Below are 16,526 nucleotides of genomic sequence, written 5' to 3' on the forward strand. Positions count from 1 at the left end.
AAAAAACATCGATGCTTTTCAATCAGTTGACTGTGGCATGCCGGGTGCAATGAGCCTGGGGAACCGTTGAAATCCACACAAGGAACCCCTGATGAGCCAGACCCTGCTCGAACAAAGCCTCGGCCAACTGGCCTGCGACATTCCCGGCGCCACCCGGATCTTTCACAGCTTCAAACTGGACTTCTGTTGCGGCGGGCATAAAAGCCTGCGCGAAGCCGCACTCGGCAAGGATCTCGATCCGCTGCTGATCGCCGATGCCCTGCACGACCTGCAAGACGCCGGCGAGACCCAGCACGACTGGCGCAACGAACCGTCGCAGGCATTGATCGCCCATCTCCTGGCGCGCTACCACGCCCGTCACCGCGAGCAACTGCCGGAACTGATCCGCCTGGCTCGCCGCGTCGAGCAAGTGCATGGCGCCCGCAGCAGCTGCCCCAATGGCCTGGCCGATTTGCTCACCGACATGCAACAGGAACTCGAAGGCCACATGCTCAAGGAAGAGCAAGTGCTGTTCCCGATGCTGCAACAAGGCATCGGCCTTCAGGCTGCGCCGCCGATCCAGGTGCTGCGCTTCGAACATGATCAACATGGCCAGGCGCTAGATCAGGTGCTGCTTTTGACCAACCACATCATTCCACCGGCCGATGCCTGCAACACCTGGCGCGCACTCTATCGCGGGCTGCTGGAGTTCAAGGACGACCTGATGCAACACATCCATCTGGAAAACAACGTGCTGTTCATCAACGCCCTCAAACCCCGTCATTGATCGTCAACCCGTAACGCCACCTTCGCGAGCAAGCTCGCTCCCACATTGGAATACCGTCCCCTGTAGGAGCGAGCTTGCTCGCGATGGACTAAAGAGCGCCGCGTTTAACCAGTAAACACGCGTTATCGTTGACGACCATCGCGAGCAAGCTCGCTCCTACAGTATGAACTGACCCACACGTCTTCCAACGTGATCAGCCGTGCCAATAGAACATCGCCTTGGCCAGGATCACGATCATCACCATGTGCCCGAGAATGCTGCGGCGAATCCGGCTCGCGCGGCTAGCAGTCAGCCGCCCGCTTTTCAGCCAGTACGCCAGCAACAGGTAATGCCCGATGATGCTCAGGGCCAACACGATCTTCAGGCTCAGCAAGGTGCCAAAACTGCTGGCCAGTGGCTGGCTCAACACACCGCGATGCTGCCAGGCCAGCGCAATACCGGCGCCATACAACAGCACCACCACGCCGTGCAGCACCTTGCGCGAGCGCACCGCAATCGCCTGGTCCGCCGTCGATTGCGCGGTCTCGGTCAACTGCTCCCGGGCTCGATGCCAGATCACTACCTCGAAAAACAGCGTGCCGATGAAGGCGATGGCTGCCAGCAAATGCGTGACAAGTAAAAAGGGATACATCAGCGGCCGCCTCCATTCGTGTGCGGGCTCATCCCGGATGCCCATCGACCCGGCCCCGCAACAGCATCGGCCCATAGCGCCAGGCGTACAGCCCGAACGCCAGTGCCCAGCACAGGCCGGCCAGCCACAACGCGGGCAATGGCAGGAACAGGACCAATACCACCCGACTCAGACACGCCAGGTTGAGCAGGATAAACGCCAGGGTCATGCCCGACGGCGGATCAAGCGGCCGGCCGGTGTGCCCGAGACTGACCCGTGCGATCATCGCCAGCACCAGGCCGCCCATGGCGCCGATGGTCAGGCAATGCACCGCCAGGCTCGCATTGATCGGTACGCCAAAATGCCACAGCGCCATCCCCAGACAGGCCACCGCCAACCAGGCATAAGCCAGGTACAACGACCACAGCAACGGCACGCGCCAGAGTGCGCGATCATGCCAGCGCACCAGCCGCACCAGATGCCCGGCGGCCAACGCCGCAAACAACAGACCCACCCACAGAGTGGGCTCAAGCGCAGGTCCAGCGGCATATAACAACGCCACGAGGGGCGAACCGATCAGCAGCAGCCAATCCAGCCACGGCCAAGGGGTAACCCCTTCAACCTTGCCGAGGCCGCGCTGAATGAAGAACGGAATCACACGCCCGCCGATCAAGCCCATCATCGCTGCCACCAGCCAAAGACCGGTCAGCACGCCTTGGCGCTGCCAGCCTTCATGACCTTCGAGCAGGCCGTACAGGGACAAGCCATCGGCCGCCGCCAATAACAGCAGCACCACCGCAATCGGGTAGTTACGTTTCTGCCGGACCTTCCACAGGGTGAACCCCATGAGCCCGGCCACCGCCAGCGGAAATGCCAACTCCAGCACCGCCAGCAGCGGCCACGGTGCGTTGCCCAGCCACGCCACGCGCCCCGACAACCACAACAGCGCCAGCGCCGCCAACGGTGCGCCGCTGATGCCGGGGCGACCGGTCCAGGTCTGCACGGCCGTCAGCAGAAAGCCGGCGATAATCGCCAGGCCGAAACCGAACAGCAGTTCATGTCGATGCCAGCCCAGCCACCCCCCAGCCGGCTGCCAGTCGGCGATCGAGCCGCTGAAAGCGGCCAGCCACAGCGGAATGGCGAGCACGGCCAACAGGCAGCCAGCGAGGAAAAATGGCCGAAAAGCCAGTCGTAACAACGGCGCGATGGCCATCGCTTTGCGGCGGTCAAGCACCTGCATAAAGTCTCTCCTCTGCCTTGTTGCCCACCTGGCGCCGACCTGTGCGCGCCGAGGTCAATCAGGCTGCAATCATCGGGTATCGCCGATTCATTGCAGTTGTCGCAGATCAAGTGTGCAAGGGGCGTGCCCCCCGCACCGATCCTTGCCAAGCCGGGCCCATTGACCAAAGCAGTGATTAGAACCAGGGTAAAAATGACCATCAAATGGTGTTAATTACCCTATAGCTTAGGGTCTTTTTGACCCTGCTCCTCAGCCGCCTCAATAAACAAGGGCTTGCGCGTATGGCCCGCGTCTTGCTCAAGCCTTTGCAAATCAAAGAAACCTCCCCCAGGAGTCGTCATGAAAAAAGTCATCCAGCCCTTGGCCTGGTTTGTGGTGTTGACCTCGGTCCTGGCGCTGGCCAGCGGCGTATCCCTTGGCCTCGTCTGACTTGATTGCCCTCCTCTTCATTTCTCAGGATGAATTCCCATGGTGCTTCACCGCGTCCATCACCAGATTCTGCGCAGTCATCATCTGTTCGAGCCGTTGAACGAAGAACAGCTGGATGAATTGATGAGTACCAGCCACTTGCTGAGCATCGACAAGGGCGAACCGCTGTTTCGTCAGGGTGAGCCGGCAGACTCGTTTTACTTCGTGATCGCCGGGGCGGTGAAGATCTACCGCCTGACGCCCGATGGTCAGGAGAAGGTGTTCGAGGTCATCGGCGATCGGCAAACCTTTGCCGAGGCAATGATGCTGATGGACACCCCGAATTATGTCGCCTCGGCCGAAGCGATCTGCCCCACCCAGCTGTACCGGTTATCCAACAACACCTACATGCGCCTGCTGCAAAGCAACAGCCGACTGACATTTGCGCTGCTGGGCAAGCTGTGTGTGCGTCTGCATCAACGGGTCAACGAAATCGAAACCCTGTCGCTGAAAAACGCCACCCACCGGGTGGTGCGTTACCTGCTGACGCAGCTGGTGCGCCAGCAAACCGTCAACAGCCAGTTCGAATTGCCGATGGCCAAGCAGTTGATTGCCGGGCATTTGTCGATCCAGCCGGAAACCTTTTCGCGGATCATCCGCCGCCTGATCGATGAAAACATCATCACCCAGGACGGCCGCCAGATCGCCATTCTCGACCGCCTGCGCCTGGAACAGTTCGAGTGAGTGACATGCCCGTCTGCCTGTATTGCCAACACGCCAACCCCTCTGGAGAATCCGAATGCCGCCAATGCGGCATGCCCCTGCCGGCACTGGCCGGACGCGCCGCGGAACGCCGGCAGCGCCGGTTCATGTGGTTTTGCGTGGGCCTGACGATTTTCTGCGTGACGATGTTTTTCTGGCTGCCACGCAGCACCGGCTGATGCCGCGTTGCTCAAGCCGGGGCTCAAGGCTGGGTGAGCTGGCGGTACAACTGCGGCAAGCGCAGGGGTAACTGTTCCGGTTGGCGAATCAAGGTAAAGCCATTGGCGCCGAACATGTAGGGCAGGTAATCCCCGGCTTCGCGATCAATCGTGATACAGAACGGCGTCAAACCCTGACGCCGCGCTTCCAGCACCGCCTCGCGGGTATCCTCGACACCGTAGCGACCCTCGTATAAATCCAGATCATTCGGTTTGCCATCGGTCAGCAGCAACAACAGTTTGCTGCGGCGCTTGCTCTTGCCCAGCAGTTGCGTGGCCTGACGTATGGCCGCGCCCATGCGCGTGTAGTAACCCGGCTTGAGCCCCTGGATGCGGCCGCGGGTGTTGTCGCCGTAACGCTGGGTGAAGGACTTGAGTTCCTGCATCCGCACCTGGTGGCGGCGCAGCGAGGAAAACCCGTACAGGGCAAAATCATCACCCAGCACCGACAGGGTTTCGCCGAACAGCAGCAGGCTGTCGCGGATCACATCGATCACCCGATGCTCATCGTTCAGGTGCGCGTCGGTCGACATCGAGACGTCGGCCAGCAACAGGCACGCCAGGTCGCGGCGAGTCTGGCGTTGCTCCATGAACAGTCCGCGTTCGGCACACTGGCCATGCTCGCGCTCGACGTGGAAATCCAGCCAGGCTTGCATGTCCAGTTCCGAGCCCTGGGGTTGTTGGCGTAACCACTGGCGGTCATTGCGCAGATGCTCGAACTGACGCCGCAAACGATGCGCCGAAGCCTTGAGCCGTGGCGGCAGTGGCTGCGCCTCACAGTCGCGGGGCACCATCATTTGCAGGTTGACGAAGGCGTCCTGCATCTGCTGTTTGCGATAGTCCCATTCCGGCAACTTGATGCCCTCACCCAAGGGAATGTCGTCGACATCCGCCGGCGGCAAATCCAGGTGCAACTTGAGGCCGCCGCCCTTGCGCAGACGGGTGCGCGACAGGCTCAACTCATCCAGATCTTCGGCGACCCTGGCGGCGTCCGGGTTTTCGCTGTCGTCCGACCAGCGATCGAGGTCCACGTGTTCGGTCCAGCTGAACAAATTCTCCAGGCGCACGATCAACAACCCGCCGTCGCGGGTGCCTTCATCGATGCGTTTGGCGCGTTTGCTTGCGCCTTTGTGCTCACCGGGAGGGGTCGTCAGTGATTCTTCCGACTCGTCACCGAGGTCGGCAGCCTGGGGGCTGGCGAGGTTTTGCGGCGGGTACAGCCACAGCGGCAGCGGCCAGGCCGCCCGTTCGCTGCGGGGAAAGTGTCCGACACTGCCGGGCTCGCGCAACGCCTGGCATAACGCCCGTTCCAGCGCGGCCTCGCCAGGGTTCAGCGTCGCCGGATCCGGGCGCAGTAACAAATGGGCGTCCACCAGACGCTTGTAACGCACCCGCAATGCGGGATAACGCCGCAACAGCTGTTGCGTCCAGCGCTGATTGTCTTGTCCCCAGTGGCGCATGGGGCCGGACTGCGCCGCCAGCAAGGCGAGCCAGCGATAGAGCTCCTCGTTCAGTGCCGCTTCGGGAAACACCGCGAGGCTCGAAGGCAGCCGCAGGTTAGCCGCGTCGCACCACGCCAGCGGCACCTGCTTGCAGGTACCAGCGATCTGCTGCAGCACGTTACGCCGCAGCAACAGTTCGCGGTCGCTGGCGGCTTCGACGCCGATGCCATTGGCACCGCCCATGGCACGAAACAACAGTGCCAGCGGACGTTGCTGGCTGGCCAGTTCGACCCGTGCATCGGGGAAGTCCGGGCTGGCGCGCCGGGTGATGAAGCGATGCCAGACACTGCCGACCCACTCTTCCAGTTCGACGGTAAAGGCCATGGTTTTTTCCTCTGGACTCCAATGTAAAACGGCCCGCTGTACCAGCCGGGCCGCCCTCCTCTAGCGTGTTTCCCGACTCACGAGCGCACGGCGCAGGCGCTCGCATCGGCGATCGTCAAAGGCACACGCCGCTTGAAGCTGAACAGGTAGCAGACCAGCCCTGCGAAGAACCCGAGACCGGCGCCCAGACGGGCCCAGAACAGCACTTGCAGATGATCGACGGTGGCCATGAACGGCAACGCCACCCCATCGACCGGCCAGCGTTGCAGGTAGATCTGCACGGCACCGGCGGCGGTGAGCAACAGCGTGATCATCACCATCGACAGGGTCATCAACCAGAAGCCCCAGATCTCCAGTTGCTGCGAACGCTCGTCCGCTGCCTCGCCCAGTCCGCGCAGTTTCGGCATGGCGTAGCTGATCAAGGTCATCACGATCATCGCGTAGGCACCGTAGAAGGCCAGGTGACCGTGAGCGGCCGTCAACTGCGAACCATGGGTGTAGAAGTTGACCGGTGCCAGGGTATGCAGGAAGCCCCAGACGCCAGCGCCGAAGAACGCGGTGACCGTGGTGCCCTTGGCCCACAGCGTGGCCGCGCGGTTCGGGTGGTCCCGACGCCGGTTCTTGACCATGGTGAAGGCGAATACCACCATCGCCAGGAACGGCAGCGGTTCGAGCGCGGAGAAGATCGAGCCGACCCACAGCCAGACCTCGGGTGCACCGATCCAGAAGAAGTGGTGACCGGTACCGATGATCCCCGTTATCAGCGCCATGGCGATGATCACGTACAGCCATTTCTCCACGACCTCGCGGTCCACGCCGGTGATCTTGATCAGTACGAAGGCCAGCATCGACCCCATGATCAGTTCCCACACGCCTTCAACCCAAAGATGCACCACCCACCACCAGTAGAACTTGTCGCGGGCCAGGTTGCCGGGGTTGTAGAAGGAGAACAGGAAGAACACCGCGAGCCCGATCAGCCCGGTCATCATCACCATGCTGACGGTGGTCTTGCGACCTTTGAGCAGGGTCATGCCGATGTTGTAGAGGAAGCCCAGGCACACCACCACAATCCCCATCTTGGCGATGGTCGGCTGCTCAAGGAACTCCCGGCCCATGGTCGGCAGCAGCTCATTGTGGGTCAGTTTGGCCAGGCCGGCATAAGGCACCAGCAGATAGCCGAGGATCGTCAGCACGCCAGCAGCGGCGAATACCCAGAACAGAATGATCGCCAGTTTCGGACTGTGCAGTTCGCGGTCGGCCTCTTCCGGAATCAGGTAGTAGGCAGCCCCCATGAAGCCGAACAATATCCAGACGATCAGCAGGTTGGTGTGAACCATCCGCGCCACGTTGAACGGGATGATCGGGAACAGAAAGTCCCCTACCACGTATTGCAGGCCCATGATCAAGCCGAACAGTATCTGACCGAGAAACAGCATCAGGGCAAACACGAAGTAAGGTTTGGCCACGGCTTGCGAGGCGAATTTCAGATGCGGATTAGCAATGCTCATCGCTTAGCCCTCCTTGTTTGGCGGCCAGCCATTGGTGTTGATGTTCGAGGTCCACTTGAGGAACTCGGCGATGTCATCCACCTCCTGGTCACTCAACTTGAACTGCGGCATCGCGCGTCGGCCGGGTACGCCCAGTGGCTGCATTTTCATCCAGGCATGCAGGAAGGGTTTGAAACCCGCCTCGCCGCCACGCCGCTTGAACACGTTGCCCAGCTCCGGCGCGAAATAGGCGCCCTCGCCCAGCAGCGTGTGGCAGCCGATGCAATTGTTTTGCTCCCAGACCAACTTGCCGCGTTCCACTGATTCGGTTAATAGCGCCTCGTTGCTGCGCTCTGGAAAGGTCTGTTCCGTGTGATAGGTCAAGGCCAGGAATATCAGGAAGAAGAACACGCTTCCCCCGAAATAGATGTTCCTGGCCATGCCTTTGGTGAAGGTCTCTGACATGGTCGCTTCCTCTTTGCTTGGCGTGTCCATGATAGGAAGCAAAGGGTTGAAAGCTGCTTGATGACGATCAAGAAAGGCAGATGGTTTTGGTCGGGTATAGATCGTATGCCTGATGGAGATCCAATGTGGGAGCGAGCCTGCTCGCGAAAGCGGTGTGTCAGTCAACATGGATGTTTAATGTGACGGCCCCTTCGCCGGCAAGCCGGTCTCGCTCCCACATTGGAGATGTATTTCTTCAGCGCAACGACACCAGTGTCAGCCCGATCACCGCCGCCAGGACCACCGCCCAGCTCAGCATCAACCGGCGCCACAGCCGCGGGGCGTGACGCATTTCCATGAAGCCGTCGGCGATCAGCCAGGCCTTGCCGACGGCCACCAGCAGGATGGCGATCGTCAACAGCCGGGTATCCTCGGCACGCCCCAGCAGCACGGTGCACACGCTCAACGCGGCCAACGCCGCCCAGCAGACGAGCAAATCCCTGGAAACAGACATGTTCACCTCGTCAACTCAGCACGTAGACCAGCGGAAACAGCACGACCCAGATCAGATCGACCATGTGCCAATACAACACCCCGGACTCAAAGCCGCTGCGGTTCTCGGCGTCGTACAAACTGCGACGGCAGCGCTCGGCCAGCCAGCCGAGAATGACCATGCCGAGCACGACATGGAGAAAGTGGAACCCGGTGAGGATCCAGTAGAGGGTGAAAAAGGTGTTGTGCTCCATGCCCAGCCCCAAGTCCAGCAAGTGGTGGTACTCGGCGAGCTTCAACAGCACATAGACACTGGCGGCGAGCAGCGCTGCCAGCAGGTAGACCGCGCCACGGCGAGGCCGTGAGCGCCTGACCTGTTCCTGGGCCAGCGCGGCGAACAGCCCACCGGTCAGCAGGCTCAGGGTCATCGCCAGGCCAGTAGAGGTGTCGAGCAACAGCCGGCTGTCGCTGAACATCTGCGGCTTGAGGGCCTGGGTCACGGCGAACGCCAGGATCAGGATGGCGAATACCGACAGCTCGGCCAGGATGAAAAACCACATCGCCAGATCGCCCGGCAAGTGGCCCCGCTTAACCGCTGTGAACTCAGCCGAAGTGGACATCGACCACATCCATGAGCGCCGCGACGGTCAGGGGATCATCGCTCAGCGGTTCGGCCAGGCAGGCCATGCACGCTTCCCGCGGGCTCATGCCGGCGCCGATCATGCGCGCGGTGAAAATCAGCAGGCGGGTCGAGGCGACTTCCTCCAGGTCGTGCTGGTCGAGCCGACGCAGGGCCTGCCCCAGCCTGACCACTTGCGCCGCCAGCGCGTTGTCCACCTGGGCCTCCCTGGCGACGATGCGCTCTTCATCGGCCACCGGCGGGTAGCCGAAGCGCATCGCCACGAAGCGTTGTCGGGTACTGGGTTTCATGCCTTTGAGCAGGTTCTGGTATCCGGGGTTGTACGACACCACCAGCATGAAAGAAGGCGGAGCCTTGAGCACTTCGCCGGTGCGTTCCAGGAACAGTTCGCGCCGATCGTCTGCCAGGGGATGCAGGACGACCACAGTGTCCTGGCGCGCCTCGACCACTTCGTCCAGGTAGCAAATGCCGCCTTCACGCACCGCGCGGGTCAACGGGCCGTCCTGCCACCAGGTGCCCTGGGCACCGATCAAATGGCGGCCGATCAGGTCGGCGGCGCTCAGGTCGTCGTGGCAGGCCACGGTGTACAGCGGCAGCTTCAACCGATGGGCCATGTGCTGGACGAAGCGGGTCTTGCCGCACCCCGTCGGCCCCTTGATCAGCACCGGCATGCCGTGATGCCAGGCTTGCTCGAACAGCGCCTCCTCATTATTCAGCGGTTGATAAAAGGGTTCGATCGGGTGTGCGCTAGACGGGACTCGGTCCATGGGCTGCCTGCTCCAAAAGCGGATTCAAGCCACACGCTACGGGCCCCTGCGACAACCTGGCAAGGGGCCTGGCCGGCAAACTTGATCGCCGTCAAGCGAGCATTGGCGCCTTGGGCATAGCCTTGCAGCGCACTAAGAACCTGCGTTCTGCGCTGCCGTTTCAGCACATCGCAAAGGTCTTGCCTGAGGAGAAATGGAATGCTGATCAGCAACAGAAGAACGTTTGCCCTGACCCTCGCCACATTGTGTTCGTCACTGGCCCTGGCGGTGAGTCATGCCGCCAGCGCCGAAGAGCCCGCCGCCGCGGCCAACCCGCCCATGGTCAAGACCGCCGGCGCGCCGGACATGAGCCAGGCCGAATTCGACGCGTCCAAGGAAATCTATTTCCAGCGTTGCGCCGGCTGCCACGGTGTCCTGCGCAAAGGGGCCACGGGCAAACCACTGACACCGGACATCACCCAGAACCGCGGCCAACCGTTTCTGGAGGCCTTGATCACCTACGGGTCACCGGCGGGCATGCCGAACTGGGGGACGTCCAACGCGCTGACCAAGGATCAGATCACGGTCATGGCCAAGTTCATCCAGCACACGCCGCCGACGCCGCCGGAATGGGGCATGGCCGAGACGCTCAAGACCTGGAAGGTGCTGGTCAAACCCGAGGACCGTCCCAAGAAGCAACTGAGCAAACTCAACCTGCCCAACCTGTTTTCGGTGACCTTGCGCGATGACGGCAAGATCGCGCTGATTGATGGCGACAACAAGAAAATCGTCAAGTTGATCGAGACCGGTTATGCGGTGCACATCTCGCGCATCTCCGCCTCGGGTCGCTACCTGCTGGTGATCGGCCGCGACGCGCGGATCGACATGATCGACCTGTGGCCGCTGGAGCCGACCAAGGTCGCCGAAGTCAAGGTGGGCATCGAGGCGCGCTCGGTCGAGACCTCCAAGTTCAAGGGCTACGAAGACAAATACACGGTCGCCGGCTCCTACTGGCCGCCACAGTTCACCATCATGGATGGCGAAACCCTGGAGCCCAAACAGATCGTCTCGACCCGTGGCATGACCGTCGACAAGCAGGACTATCACCCGGAACCCCGGGTCGCGGCGATCATCGCCTCCCACGAATGGCCGGAGTTCATCGTCAACGTCAAGGAAACCGGCAAGGTCATGCTGGTCAATTACCAGGACATCAAGAACCTCACCGTCACCTACATCGATGCCGCGCCCTTCCTGCATGACGGCGGTTGGGACAGCACGCACCGTTACTTCATGACCGCCGCCAACAACTCGAACAAGGTCGCCGTGATCGACTCCAAAGAGCGCAAGCTGACCGCGCTGGTGGACGTCGGCAAAACCCCGCACCCGGGCCGCGGCGCCAACTTCAACCACCCGACCTACGGACCGGTCTGGGCCACCAGCCACCTCGGTGACGACGGCATCTCGCTGATCGGCACCGACCCGACCAAACACCCGCAATACGCCTGGAAACAGGTCGCCTCGCTCAAGGGCCAGGGTGGCGGTTCGCTGTTCATCAAGACCCACCCCAAGTCCCGTCACCTGTACGTCGACACCACTCTCAACCCGGACACCAAGCTGAGTCAGTCGGTGGCGGTGTTCAACCTCGACAGGCTCGACGCTGGCTACACCGTGCTGCCGATCGCCGAATACGCAGGCATCAAGCAAGGCGCCATGCGGGTGGTGCAACCGGAATACAACAAGGCCGGCGATGAAGTCTGGTTCTCCGTGTGGAGCGGCCAGGCCGACGAATCGGCGCTGGTGGTGATCGACGACAAAACACTGAAGCTCAAAGCAGTCATCAAGGACAAACGACTGATCACGCCCACCGGGAAGTTCAACGTCTACAACACCCAACACGACATCTATTGAGCTCCATCAATGTAAGGAACCACCATGAAAAATACACTGTTTTCACTGTTCGCCCTGACCGCTGCGCTGTGCGTGCAGCCGGCCATGGCTGCCGATGACGGCCCGGCGTTGTTCAAGAGCAAACCCTGCGCCGCCTGCCATACCATCGACACCAAGCTGGTGGGCCCCGCGCTCAAGGATGTCGCGGCCAAGAATGCGGGCGTGGCCGGGGCCGCGGACACACTGGCCGGCCACATCAAGAACGGCACATCAGGCAACTGGGGGCCGATGCCTATGCCCGCCAACCCCGTGACGGATGAAGAAGCGAAAATTCTCGCGACCTGGGTACTGACGCTCAAATAACCGCCTGGAGGGCGTCATGAAGGTCTATCGACACGCTGTGATGGTGACGACCCTCCTCCTCATTTGCACCACCGCGGTTGCGATACCGGACCCCAAGCGTCAGGCGCAACTCGAACACCTGTTGAGCCAGGACTGTGGCGCCTGCCATGGGCTGCACATGACCGGCGGGCTGGGCCCCGAACTGACCCGCGCGGCACTGGCCGGCAAGTCCAGGGAAAGCTTGGTAGCCACCGTCAGCCACGGCCGGCCGGGCACCGCCATGCCCGGTTGGACCCCATTGCTCAGCCCGGACGACATCCGGTGGCTGGTCGATCTTCTTCTCCAGGGATACCCCGCACCATGATCCGATCACTCCTGTTGTCAGCGGCGACCGGGCTGCTGTTGTCCGCTTGCGTCCAGCCACCGTTGCGTGGCACCGGCGATCTGGGCGTGGTGGTGGAGCGCGCCACGGGCAGCGTGCAAATCATCGAAAGCGACACCCGCACCGCCCTGGCCCGACTCGAGGGTTTCGGTGACCTGTCCCATGCCTCGGTGGTGTTCTCCCGCGACCAGCGCTACGCCTATGTATTCGGCCGCGACGGTGGCTTGAGCAAAATCGATCTGCTGACCCGGCGCATCGAGCATCGAATCATTCAGGGCGGTAACAGCATCGGCGGCGCCATCAGTCAGGACGGCAAGTTGATCGCGGTGTCCAACTACGTGCCCGGCGGGGTCAAGGTGTTCGATGCCGCCACGCTGCAGCTGGTGGCCGACATTCCGGCCACGCTCCTGGCCGATGGCAGCAAACGCTCACGGGTGGTCGGCCTGGTCGACGCCCCGGGACAACGCTTTGTGTTCAGCCTGTTCGATACCGGCGAAATCTGGACTGCCGACTTCAGCCAGGGCAATACGCCCCGGATCAGCCGCTTCACCGACATTGGCCAGCAGCCCTACGACGCCCTTATCACCCCGGATGGGCGCTACTACATGGCCGGGCTGTTCGGCGAGGACGGCATGGCGCAACTCGACCTCTGGCATCCGGAGCGCGGGGTGCAGCGGGTGCTCGGCGATTACGGACGCGGACAAGTGAAACTGCCCGTCTACAAGATGCCGCACCTGGAAGGCTGGGCCGTCGCCGACAACCAGGCTTTCGTGCCCGCCGTTGGCCATCACCAGGTGCTGGTGATGGACTCGCGCACCTGGAAGCAGACGGCGGTCATCCCGGTCGCCGGCCAACCGGTGTTTGTCACGTCGCGGCCGGACGGTCGCCAGCTATGGGTCAACTTCGCCTACCCGGACAACGATCGGGTCCAGGTCATCGACAGCGAAACCCATTCCGTGATCGCCGACCTTCGACCGGGACCGGCCGTGTTGCATATGGAATTCACCGCCCGTGGCGACCAACTGTGGCTGTCGCTGCGCGACGGCGGTCAGGTTCAGGTCTGGGATCCGTACCGGCTGACGCTGCTGGGCAGCCTGCCGGCCACCGCGCCGAGCGGCATCTTCTTCAGCAGCCGCGCGCAAAAAATGGGGTATTGAAATGAACCTGGACCTGCTCAGCCGCCAACTGATCGACCGCTTCCAGCACGGCATGCCGCTGTGCCCGGAACCTTACAAGGAAATGGCGCGGATCCTCGGATGCCGCGAGTCGCAAATACTGGCTTGCCTGCAAGAAATGGATCAGGCCGGCAGCCTGTCACGGATCGGCCCGGTGTTCGAACACAGCCGCGCCGGGGCCAGCACCCTCGCCGCCCTCGCCGTGCCCGCCGAACGCCTGCAACAGGTCGCCGAACGCGTGAGCCAATACCCGGAGGTCAATCACAACTACGCCCGGGAGCATTTCTACAACCTGTGGTTTGTACTGACCGGCCCTGATCGCCCACACCTCGACCGGGTGCTCAAGGAACTCGAGCGCGACACCGGCCTGATGCCGCTGGACCTGCCGATGGTGACCGCGTTTCGCATCGACCTCGGCTTCGCCCTGGGAGACACCCCATGATGCCCGGGTTGAGCGCCAAACAGGCACTGGCCCTGCGTCGGCACCTGGAAGCCGGGTTGCCGCGGGTAGCGCGGCCCTATCAGGTCCTCGCCGAACGGATCAAGGGCAACGAGCACCAGGTGCTCGTGCAAATGCACCGGTGGCAGGCGCAAGGGCTGTTCCGTCGGGTGGGCCTGGTGCTCAACCACCGCGCCCTGGGCTTTACCGCCAACGCCATGCTGGTGCTGGATGTTCCGGACGCGCTGATCGATGAAGTCGGCCAGCGCCTGGGCCGGGCTTCCGGGATCAACCTTTGCTATCAACGGCCTCGGCGTTTGCCGCAGTGGCGCTACAACCTGTTCTGCATGATCCACGGGCGGCAACGGGACCAGGTCGAGGCGCAGGTTCAAGCGTTGCTGCAAGCACAACTGCTGAGCGACCTGCCCCACCAATTGCTGTTCAGCAGCCACGCCTTCAAACAATGCGGTGGACGCTATGCCCTTTCGCCAACAGGAGCATCCCTGCATGGATGATCTCGATCGTCGGCTGATCAACCGATTGCAACTGGGCCTGCCGCTGGTCCGCCATCCCTGGCAGGTCCTGGCCGCCGAACTGGACAGCAGCAGCCACGAACTGCTCGATCGCCTGCATGAATTGCTCGAGGACGGCGTGCTCACCCGATTCGGCCCGATGTTCGACATAGAGCGCATGGGTGGCGCCTTCACCCTCGCCGCGCTGGCGGTGCCGGAAGAGCGTTTCGACGCGGTCGCCGAGCAACTGCATGCCCTGCCTGAAGTGGCGCACAACTATCGGCGCGAACACCGCTGGAACATGTGGTTCGTGCTCGGCTGCGCGACCGAACACGCCATCGCCCAGACGCTGAAGCGCATCGAAACCCTGACCGGCCTGCCGCTGCTCAATTTGCCCAAAGAGGAGACCTACCATGTCGGTCTGTATTTCCCGGCCTGAAGACACCCTCATCCAGCGTCTGATCGTGTTGACCCAGGCCGGTCTGCCTTTGCTGGAAGATCCATGGGCCTGGCTCGCCGAACAGTTGGGACTGAACATAGAAGCCACCCTGGATTTGCTCAAGCGCTTGCAAACCGAGGGCGCGATTCGGCGGATTGCTGCCGTGCCCAATCACTACCGACTGGGCTATCGCCACAACGGCATGACGGTCTGGGATATACGCGACACCGATATGCCGCGTCTCGGTGCGCTGATCGGCGAGCAACCTTTTGTCAGCCACTGCTATCGCCGACCACGCCGCAGCACGTGGCGCTACAACCTGTTCGCCATGGTCCACGGGCGCAGCAGTGAAGAAATCGACAGCTACCGCGAACACCTGCGCTACCTGCTGGGCGACGCCTGTGCCGCCGACGACATGCTGGTGAGCAGCCGCATCCTGAAGAAAACCGGTTTGCGCCTGCCGCCAACGCCACGCTGAACACGCCCTGACTCAAGGAGAGAAGCATGTTGAGGATCAGCCAATACCTGCGCGCGCTGGCCGGCCAGGCCCCCGTGCCCCGGACCAGCCCTCCGGGCAGCAACCGCCCGCCGGTGGTGATCTGGAACCTGCTCAGGCGTTGCAACCTGACCTGCAAGCACTGCTACGCCACCTCGGCTGACAGTGTCTTTCGCGACGAACTGGACACTGCCGCCGCGCTGGCCGTAATCGATGACTTGCAGGACGCCGGGGTGAAGGTGCTGATTCTATCCGGCGGCGAGCCGTTGTTGCGTGACGATCTGTTCGTGCTCAGCACCTATGCCAGGGGCAAGGGTTTCTTCGTCGCCCTGTCCACCAACGGCACGCTGATCGATCAGCAGAACATCGCACAGATCAGCGCCGCGAGCTTCGACTATGTCGGGATCAGCATCGATGGCCTGGAAGCCACCCATGATGCCTTCCGCCAACTCAAGGGCAGCTTCGCCAGCTCCATGCAGGCGATCCGCCTCTGTCGCGAACAGGGGATTCGCGTCGGGCTGCGCACCACCCTGACCCAGGAGAACCATCAGCAATTACCCGCGCTGCTGGCGTTGATGCGCGAGTACGACGTGCAGAAGTTCTATCTGTCGCACCTCAACTACAGCGGCCGCGGCAAACGCAGTCGCCAGCTCGATGCGCAACAACAGATGAGCCGCGAGGCGATGACGCTGATCTTCGAAACTGCCTGGGAAGATATCCAGCAAGGCCGCGACAGCGACTTTGTCAGCGGCAACAACGATGCCGACGCCATCCTCCTGTTGCAATGGGCAGCCCTGCGTCTGCCCGAGCATTACCCGCGCCTGGAAAACATGCTTCGCGCCTGGGGCGGCAATGCCTCCGGCAGCGGCATCGCCAATATCGACAACACCGGCGAAGTGCACCCGGACACCTATTGGTGGCAGCACTCGGTGGGCAATGTGCGGCGCACGCCGTTCCGCACCTTGTGGCTGGAGCGGCCGGATGCCTTGCTATTGAGACTGCGTAAACATCCCCGGGTGGTGGGCGGCCGCTGCGCCCATTGCCGCTGGCTGCCCATCTGCAACGGCAATACCCGCACCCGCGCCTGGGCCGAGGGCGATCTCTGGGGCCAGGACCCCGGTTGCCATCTCAGCGATGAAGAAATCGGTGTACCGCCGCCAACGCTCATCCCTTGCGTCACCCACTGATTCGCCCGTCCGGCACACCCGCTGATAC

At 62.3% G+C, this 16,526-nt stretch carries 20 protein-coding genes; 12 read left to right on the top strand and 8 right to left on the bottom strand.

Annotated features, from left to right (window positions below):
- Positions 1–91: 91 nt before the first annotated feature.
- A complete protein-coding gene (gene ytfE / locus J2W17_RS29860; protein WP_307343522.1) occupies positions 92–766 on the top strand; it encodes an iron-sulfur cluster repair protein YtfE in 675 nt (224 codons plus the stop codon).
- A 193-nt stretch (positions 767–959) separates the two neighbouring features.
- Here ytfE and J2W17_RS29865 read toward each other — a convergent pair whose 3' ends face one another.
- Positions 960–1,397 (bottom strand): CopD family copper resistance protein, encoded by a 438-nt coding sequence (locus tag J2W17_RS29865; RefSeq protein ID WP_307343524.1) that lies wholly within the window; start codon positions 1,395–1,397, stop codon positions 960–962.
- Between the two features lie 28 nt (positions 1,398–1,425).
- Positions 1,426–2,616: an NnrS family protein gene (locus tag J2W17_RS29870; protein WP_307343527.1), complete on the bottom strand. Its 1,191-nt coding sequence runs from the start codon at positions 2,614–2,616 to the stop codon at positions 1,426–1,428.
- A gap of 468 nt (positions 2,617–3,084) precedes the next feature.
- Between J2W17_RS29870 and J2W17_RS29875 the strand changes: the two genes are divergently transcribed.
- On the top strand, positions 3,085–3,768 hold the full coding sequence (locus J2W17_RS29875) for a Crp/Fnr family transcriptional regulator (protein WP_138967106.1): 684 nt from the start codon (positions 3,085–3,087) through the stop codon (positions 3,766–3,768).
- Positions 3,769–3,773: 5 nt separating this feature from the next.
- A complete protein-coding gene (locus tag J2W17_RS29880) occupies positions 3,774–3,965 on the top strand; it encodes a protein DnrP (protein WP_373460062.1) in 192 nt (63 codons plus the stop codon).
- Between the two features lie 23 nt (positions 3,966–3,988).
- Here the strand turns inward: J2W17_RS29880 and J2W17_RS29885 are convergent, their stop codons facing one another.
- The 6 genes from J2W17_RS29885 to J2W17_RS29910 all read right to left on the bottom strand — a co-directional run bounded on the left by J2W17_RS29885 (position 3,989) and on the right by J2W17_RS29910 (position 9,660).
- Positions 3,989–5,830, bottom strand: coding sequence for a nitric oxide reductase activation protein NorD (locus J2W17_RS29885; protein ID WP_307343539.1), 1,842 nt, complete (start codon positions 5,828–5,830; stop codon positions 3,989–3,991).
- Positions 5,831–5,907: 77 nt separating this feature from the next.
- Positions 5,908–7,338, bottom strand: a complete 1,431-nt coding sequence (locus J2W17_RS29890; RefSeq protein WP_307343542.1) for a cbb3-type cytochrome c oxidase subunit I — start codon at positions 7,336–7,338, stop codon at positions 5,908–5,910.
- Positions 7,339–7,341: 3 nt separating this feature from the next.
- Positions 7,342–7,782 carry a c-type cytochrome gene (locus J2W17_RS29895; RefSeq protein WP_307343544.1) on the bottom strand — a complete coding sequence of 147 codons (441 nt, stop codon included), beginning with the start codon at positions 7,780–7,782 and terminating at the stop codon, positions 7,342–7,344.
- Between the two features lie 235 nt (positions 7,783–8,017).
- Positions 8,018–8,275, bottom strand: a complete 258-nt coding sequence (locus J2W17_RS29900; protein ID WP_307343547.1) for a cytochrome C oxidase subunit IV family protein — start codon at positions 8,273–8,275, stop codon at positions 8,018–8,020.
- Between the two features lie 10 nt (positions 8,276–8,285).
- Positions 8,286–8,873 (bottom strand): cytochrome c oxidase subunit 3, encoded by a 588-nt coding sequence (locus J2W17_RS29905; protein WP_307343551.1) that lies wholly within the window; start codon positions 8,871–8,873, stop codon positions 8,286–8,288.
- On the bottom strand, positions 8,857–9,660 hold the full coding sequence (locus J2W17_RS29910; RefSeq protein WP_307343554.1) for a CbbQ/NirQ/NorQ/GpvN family protein: 804 nt from the start codon (positions 9,658–9,660) through the stop codon (positions 8,857–8,859). Before J2W17_RS29910 ends, J2W17_RS29905 begins: the two co-directional genes overlap by 17 nt.
- A gap of 198 nt (positions 9,661–9,858) precedes the next feature.
- Here J2W17_RS29910 and J2W17_RS29915 point away from each other — a divergent pair, with 198 nt between their 5' ends.
- The 9 genes from J2W17_RS29915 to nirJ are packed head-to-tail and all read left to right on the top strand — an operon-like array spanning position 9,859 to position 16,498.
- Positions 9,859–11,547: a cytochrome D1 domain-containing protein gene (locus J2W17_RS29915; RefSeq protein ID WP_373460057.1), complete on the top strand. Its 1,689-nt coding sequence runs from the start codon at positions 9,859–9,861 to the stop codon at positions 11,545–11,547.
- A 24-nt stretch (positions 11,548–11,571) separates the two neighbouring features.
- Positions 11,572–11,889: a c-type cytochrome gene (locus J2W17_RS29920; RefSeq protein WP_307343556.1), complete on the top strand. Its 318-nt coding sequence runs from the start codon at positions 11,572–11,574 to the stop codon at positions 11,887–11,889.
- Between the two features lie 16 nt (positions 11,890–11,905).
- Positions 11,906–12,232, top strand: coding sequence for a c-type cytochrome (locus tag J2W17_RS29925; protein WP_307343559.1), 327 nt, complete (start codon positions 11,906–11,908; stop codon positions 12,230–12,232).
- Positions 12,229–13,407, top strand: coding sequence for a cytochrome D1 domain-containing protein (locus tag J2W17_RS29930; protein ID WP_307343562.1), 1,179 nt, complete (start codon positions 12,229–12,231; stop codon positions 13,405–13,407). The genes J2W17_RS29925 and J2W17_RS29930 overlap by 4 nt, the downstream gene beginning before the upstream one ends.
- A gap of 1 nt (position 13,408) precedes the next feature.
- Positions 13,409–13,867, top strand: coding sequence for an Lrp/AsnC family transcriptional regulator (locus J2W17_RS29935; RefSeq protein WP_307343565.1), 459 nt, complete (start codon positions 13,409–13,411; stop codon positions 13,865–13,867).
- A complete protein-coding gene (gene ahbB, locus J2W17_RS29940) occupies positions 13,864–14,379 on the top strand; it encodes a siroheme decarboxylase subunit beta (RefSeq protein WP_307343568.1) in 516 nt (171 codons plus the stop codon). The genes J2W17_RS29935 and ahbB (J2W17_RS29940) overlap by 4 nt, the downstream gene beginning before the upstream one ends.
- Positions 14,372–14,815: an Lrp/AsnC family transcriptional regulator gene (locus J2W17_RS29945; RefSeq protein WP_307343572.1), complete on the top strand. Its 444-nt coding sequence runs from the start codon at positions 14,372–14,374 to the stop codon at positions 14,813–14,815. Before ahbB (J2W17_RS29940) ends, J2W17_RS29945 begins: the two co-directional genes overlap by 8 nt.
- The gene (gene ahbB / locus J2W17_RS29950; protein WP_307343577.1) at positions 14,790–15,293 is read left to right on the top strand and encodes a siroheme decarboxylase subunit beta; all 504 of its coding nucleotides are present in this window, start codon (positions 14,790–14,792) and stop codon (positions 15,291–15,293) included. Before J2W17_RS29945 ends, ahbB (J2W17_RS29950) begins: the two co-directional genes overlap by 26 nt.
- Positions 15,294–15,319: 26 nt before the next feature.
- Positions 15,320–16,498: a heme d1 biosynthesis radical SAM protein NirJ gene (nirJ, locus tag J2W17_RS29955; protein ID WP_307343580.1), complete on the top strand. Its 1,179-nt coding sequence runs from the start codon at positions 15,320–15,322 to the stop codon at positions 16,496–16,498.
- Positions 16,499–16,526 lie beyond the last annotated feature (28 nt).

The sequence above is a fragment of the Pseudomonas lini genome (genome assembly GCF_030812475.1).
Classification (GTDB): Bacteria; Pseudomonadota; Gammaproteobacteria; order Pseudomonadales; family Pseudomonadaceae; genus Aquipseudomonas; species Aquipseudomonas lini_A.

Excerpts from the sequence above, each read along its gene's own strand:
- J2W17_RS29925 (WP_307343559.1), top strand. The coding sequence starts at position 11,906 with ATGAAGGTCTATCGACACGCTGTGATGGTGACGACCCTCCTCCTCATT.
- J2W17_RS29870 (WP_307343527.1), bottom strand. The coding sequence starts at position 2,616 with ATGCAGGTGCTTGACCGCCGCAAAGCGATGGCCATCGCGCCGTTGTTA.
- nirJ (WP_307343580.1), top strand. The coding sequence starts at position 15,320 with ATGTTGAGGATCAGCCAATACCTGCGCGCGCTGGCCGGCCAGGCCCCC.
- J2W17_RS29895 (WP_307343544.1), bottom strand. The coding sequence starts at position 7,782 with ATGTCAGAGACCTTCACCAAAGGCATGGCCAGGAACATCTATTTCGGG.
- J2W17_RS29890 (WP_307343542.1), bottom strand. The coding sequence starts at position 7,338 with ATGAGCATTGCTAATCCGCATCTGAAATTCGCCTCGCAAGCCGTGGCC.
- J2W17_RS29865 (WP_307343524.1), bottom strand. The coding sequence starts at position 1,397 with ATGTATCCCTTTTTACTTGTCACGCATTTGCTGGCAGCCATCGCCTTC.
- J2W17_RS29905 (WP_307343551.1), bottom strand. The coding sequence starts at position 8,873 with ATGTCCACTTCGGCTGAGTTCACAGCGGTTAAGCGGGGCCACTTGCCG.
- J2W17_RS29910 (WP_307343554.1), bottom strand. The coding sequence starts at position 9,660 with ATGGACCGAGTCCCGTCTAGCGCACACCCGATCGAACCCTTTTATCAA.
- J2W17_RS29885 (WP_307343539.1), bottom strand. The coding sequence starts at position 5,830 with ATGGCCTTTACCGTCGAACTGGAAGAGTGGGTCGGCAGTGTCTGGCAT.
- J2W17_RS29920 (WP_307343556.1), top strand. The coding sequence starts at position 11,572 with ATGAAAAATACACTGTTTTCACTGTTCGCCCTGACCGCTGCGCTGTGC.
- ahbB (WP_307343577.1), top strand. The coding sequence starts at position 14,790 with ATGTCGGTCTGTATTTCCCGGCCTGAAGACACCCTCATCCAGCGTCTG.
- J2W17_RS29935 (WP_307343565.1), top strand. The coding sequence starts at position 13,409 with ATGAACCTGGACCTGCTCAGCCGCCAACTGATCGACCGCTTCCAGCAC.
- J2W17_RS29915 (WP_373460057.1), top strand. The coding sequence starts at position 9,859 with ATGCTGATCAGCAACAGAAGAACGTTTGCCCTGACCCTCGCCACATTG.
- J2W17_RS29930 (WP_307343562.1), top strand. The coding sequence starts at position 12,229 with ATGATCCGATCACTCCTGTTGTCAGCGGCGACCGGGCTGCTGTTGTCC.
- J2W17_RS29880 (WP_373460062.1), top strand. The coding sequence starts at position 3,774 with ATGCCCGTCTGCCTGTATTGCCAACACGCCAACCCCTCTGGAGAATCC.
- ytfE (WP_307343522.1), top strand. The coding sequence starts at position 92 with ATGAGCCAGACCCTGCTCGAACAAAGCCTCGGCCAACTGGCCTGCGAC.
- ahbB (WP_307343568.1), top strand. The coding sequence starts at position 13,864 with ATGATGCCCGGGTTGAGCGCCAAACAGGCACTGGCCCTGCGTCGGCAC.
- J2W17_RS29945 (WP_307343572.1), top strand. The coding sequence starts at position 14,372 with ATGGATGATCTCGATCGTCGGCTGATCAACCGATTGCAACTGGGCCTG.
- J2W17_RS29900 (WP_307343547.1), bottom strand. The coding sequence starts at position 8,275 with ATGTCTGTTTCCAGGGATTTGCTCGTCTGCTGGGCGGCGTTGGCCGCG.
- J2W17_RS29875 (WP_138967106.1), top strand. The coding sequence starts at position 3,085 with ATGGTGCTTCACCGCGTCCATCACCAGATTCTGCGCAGTCATCATCTG.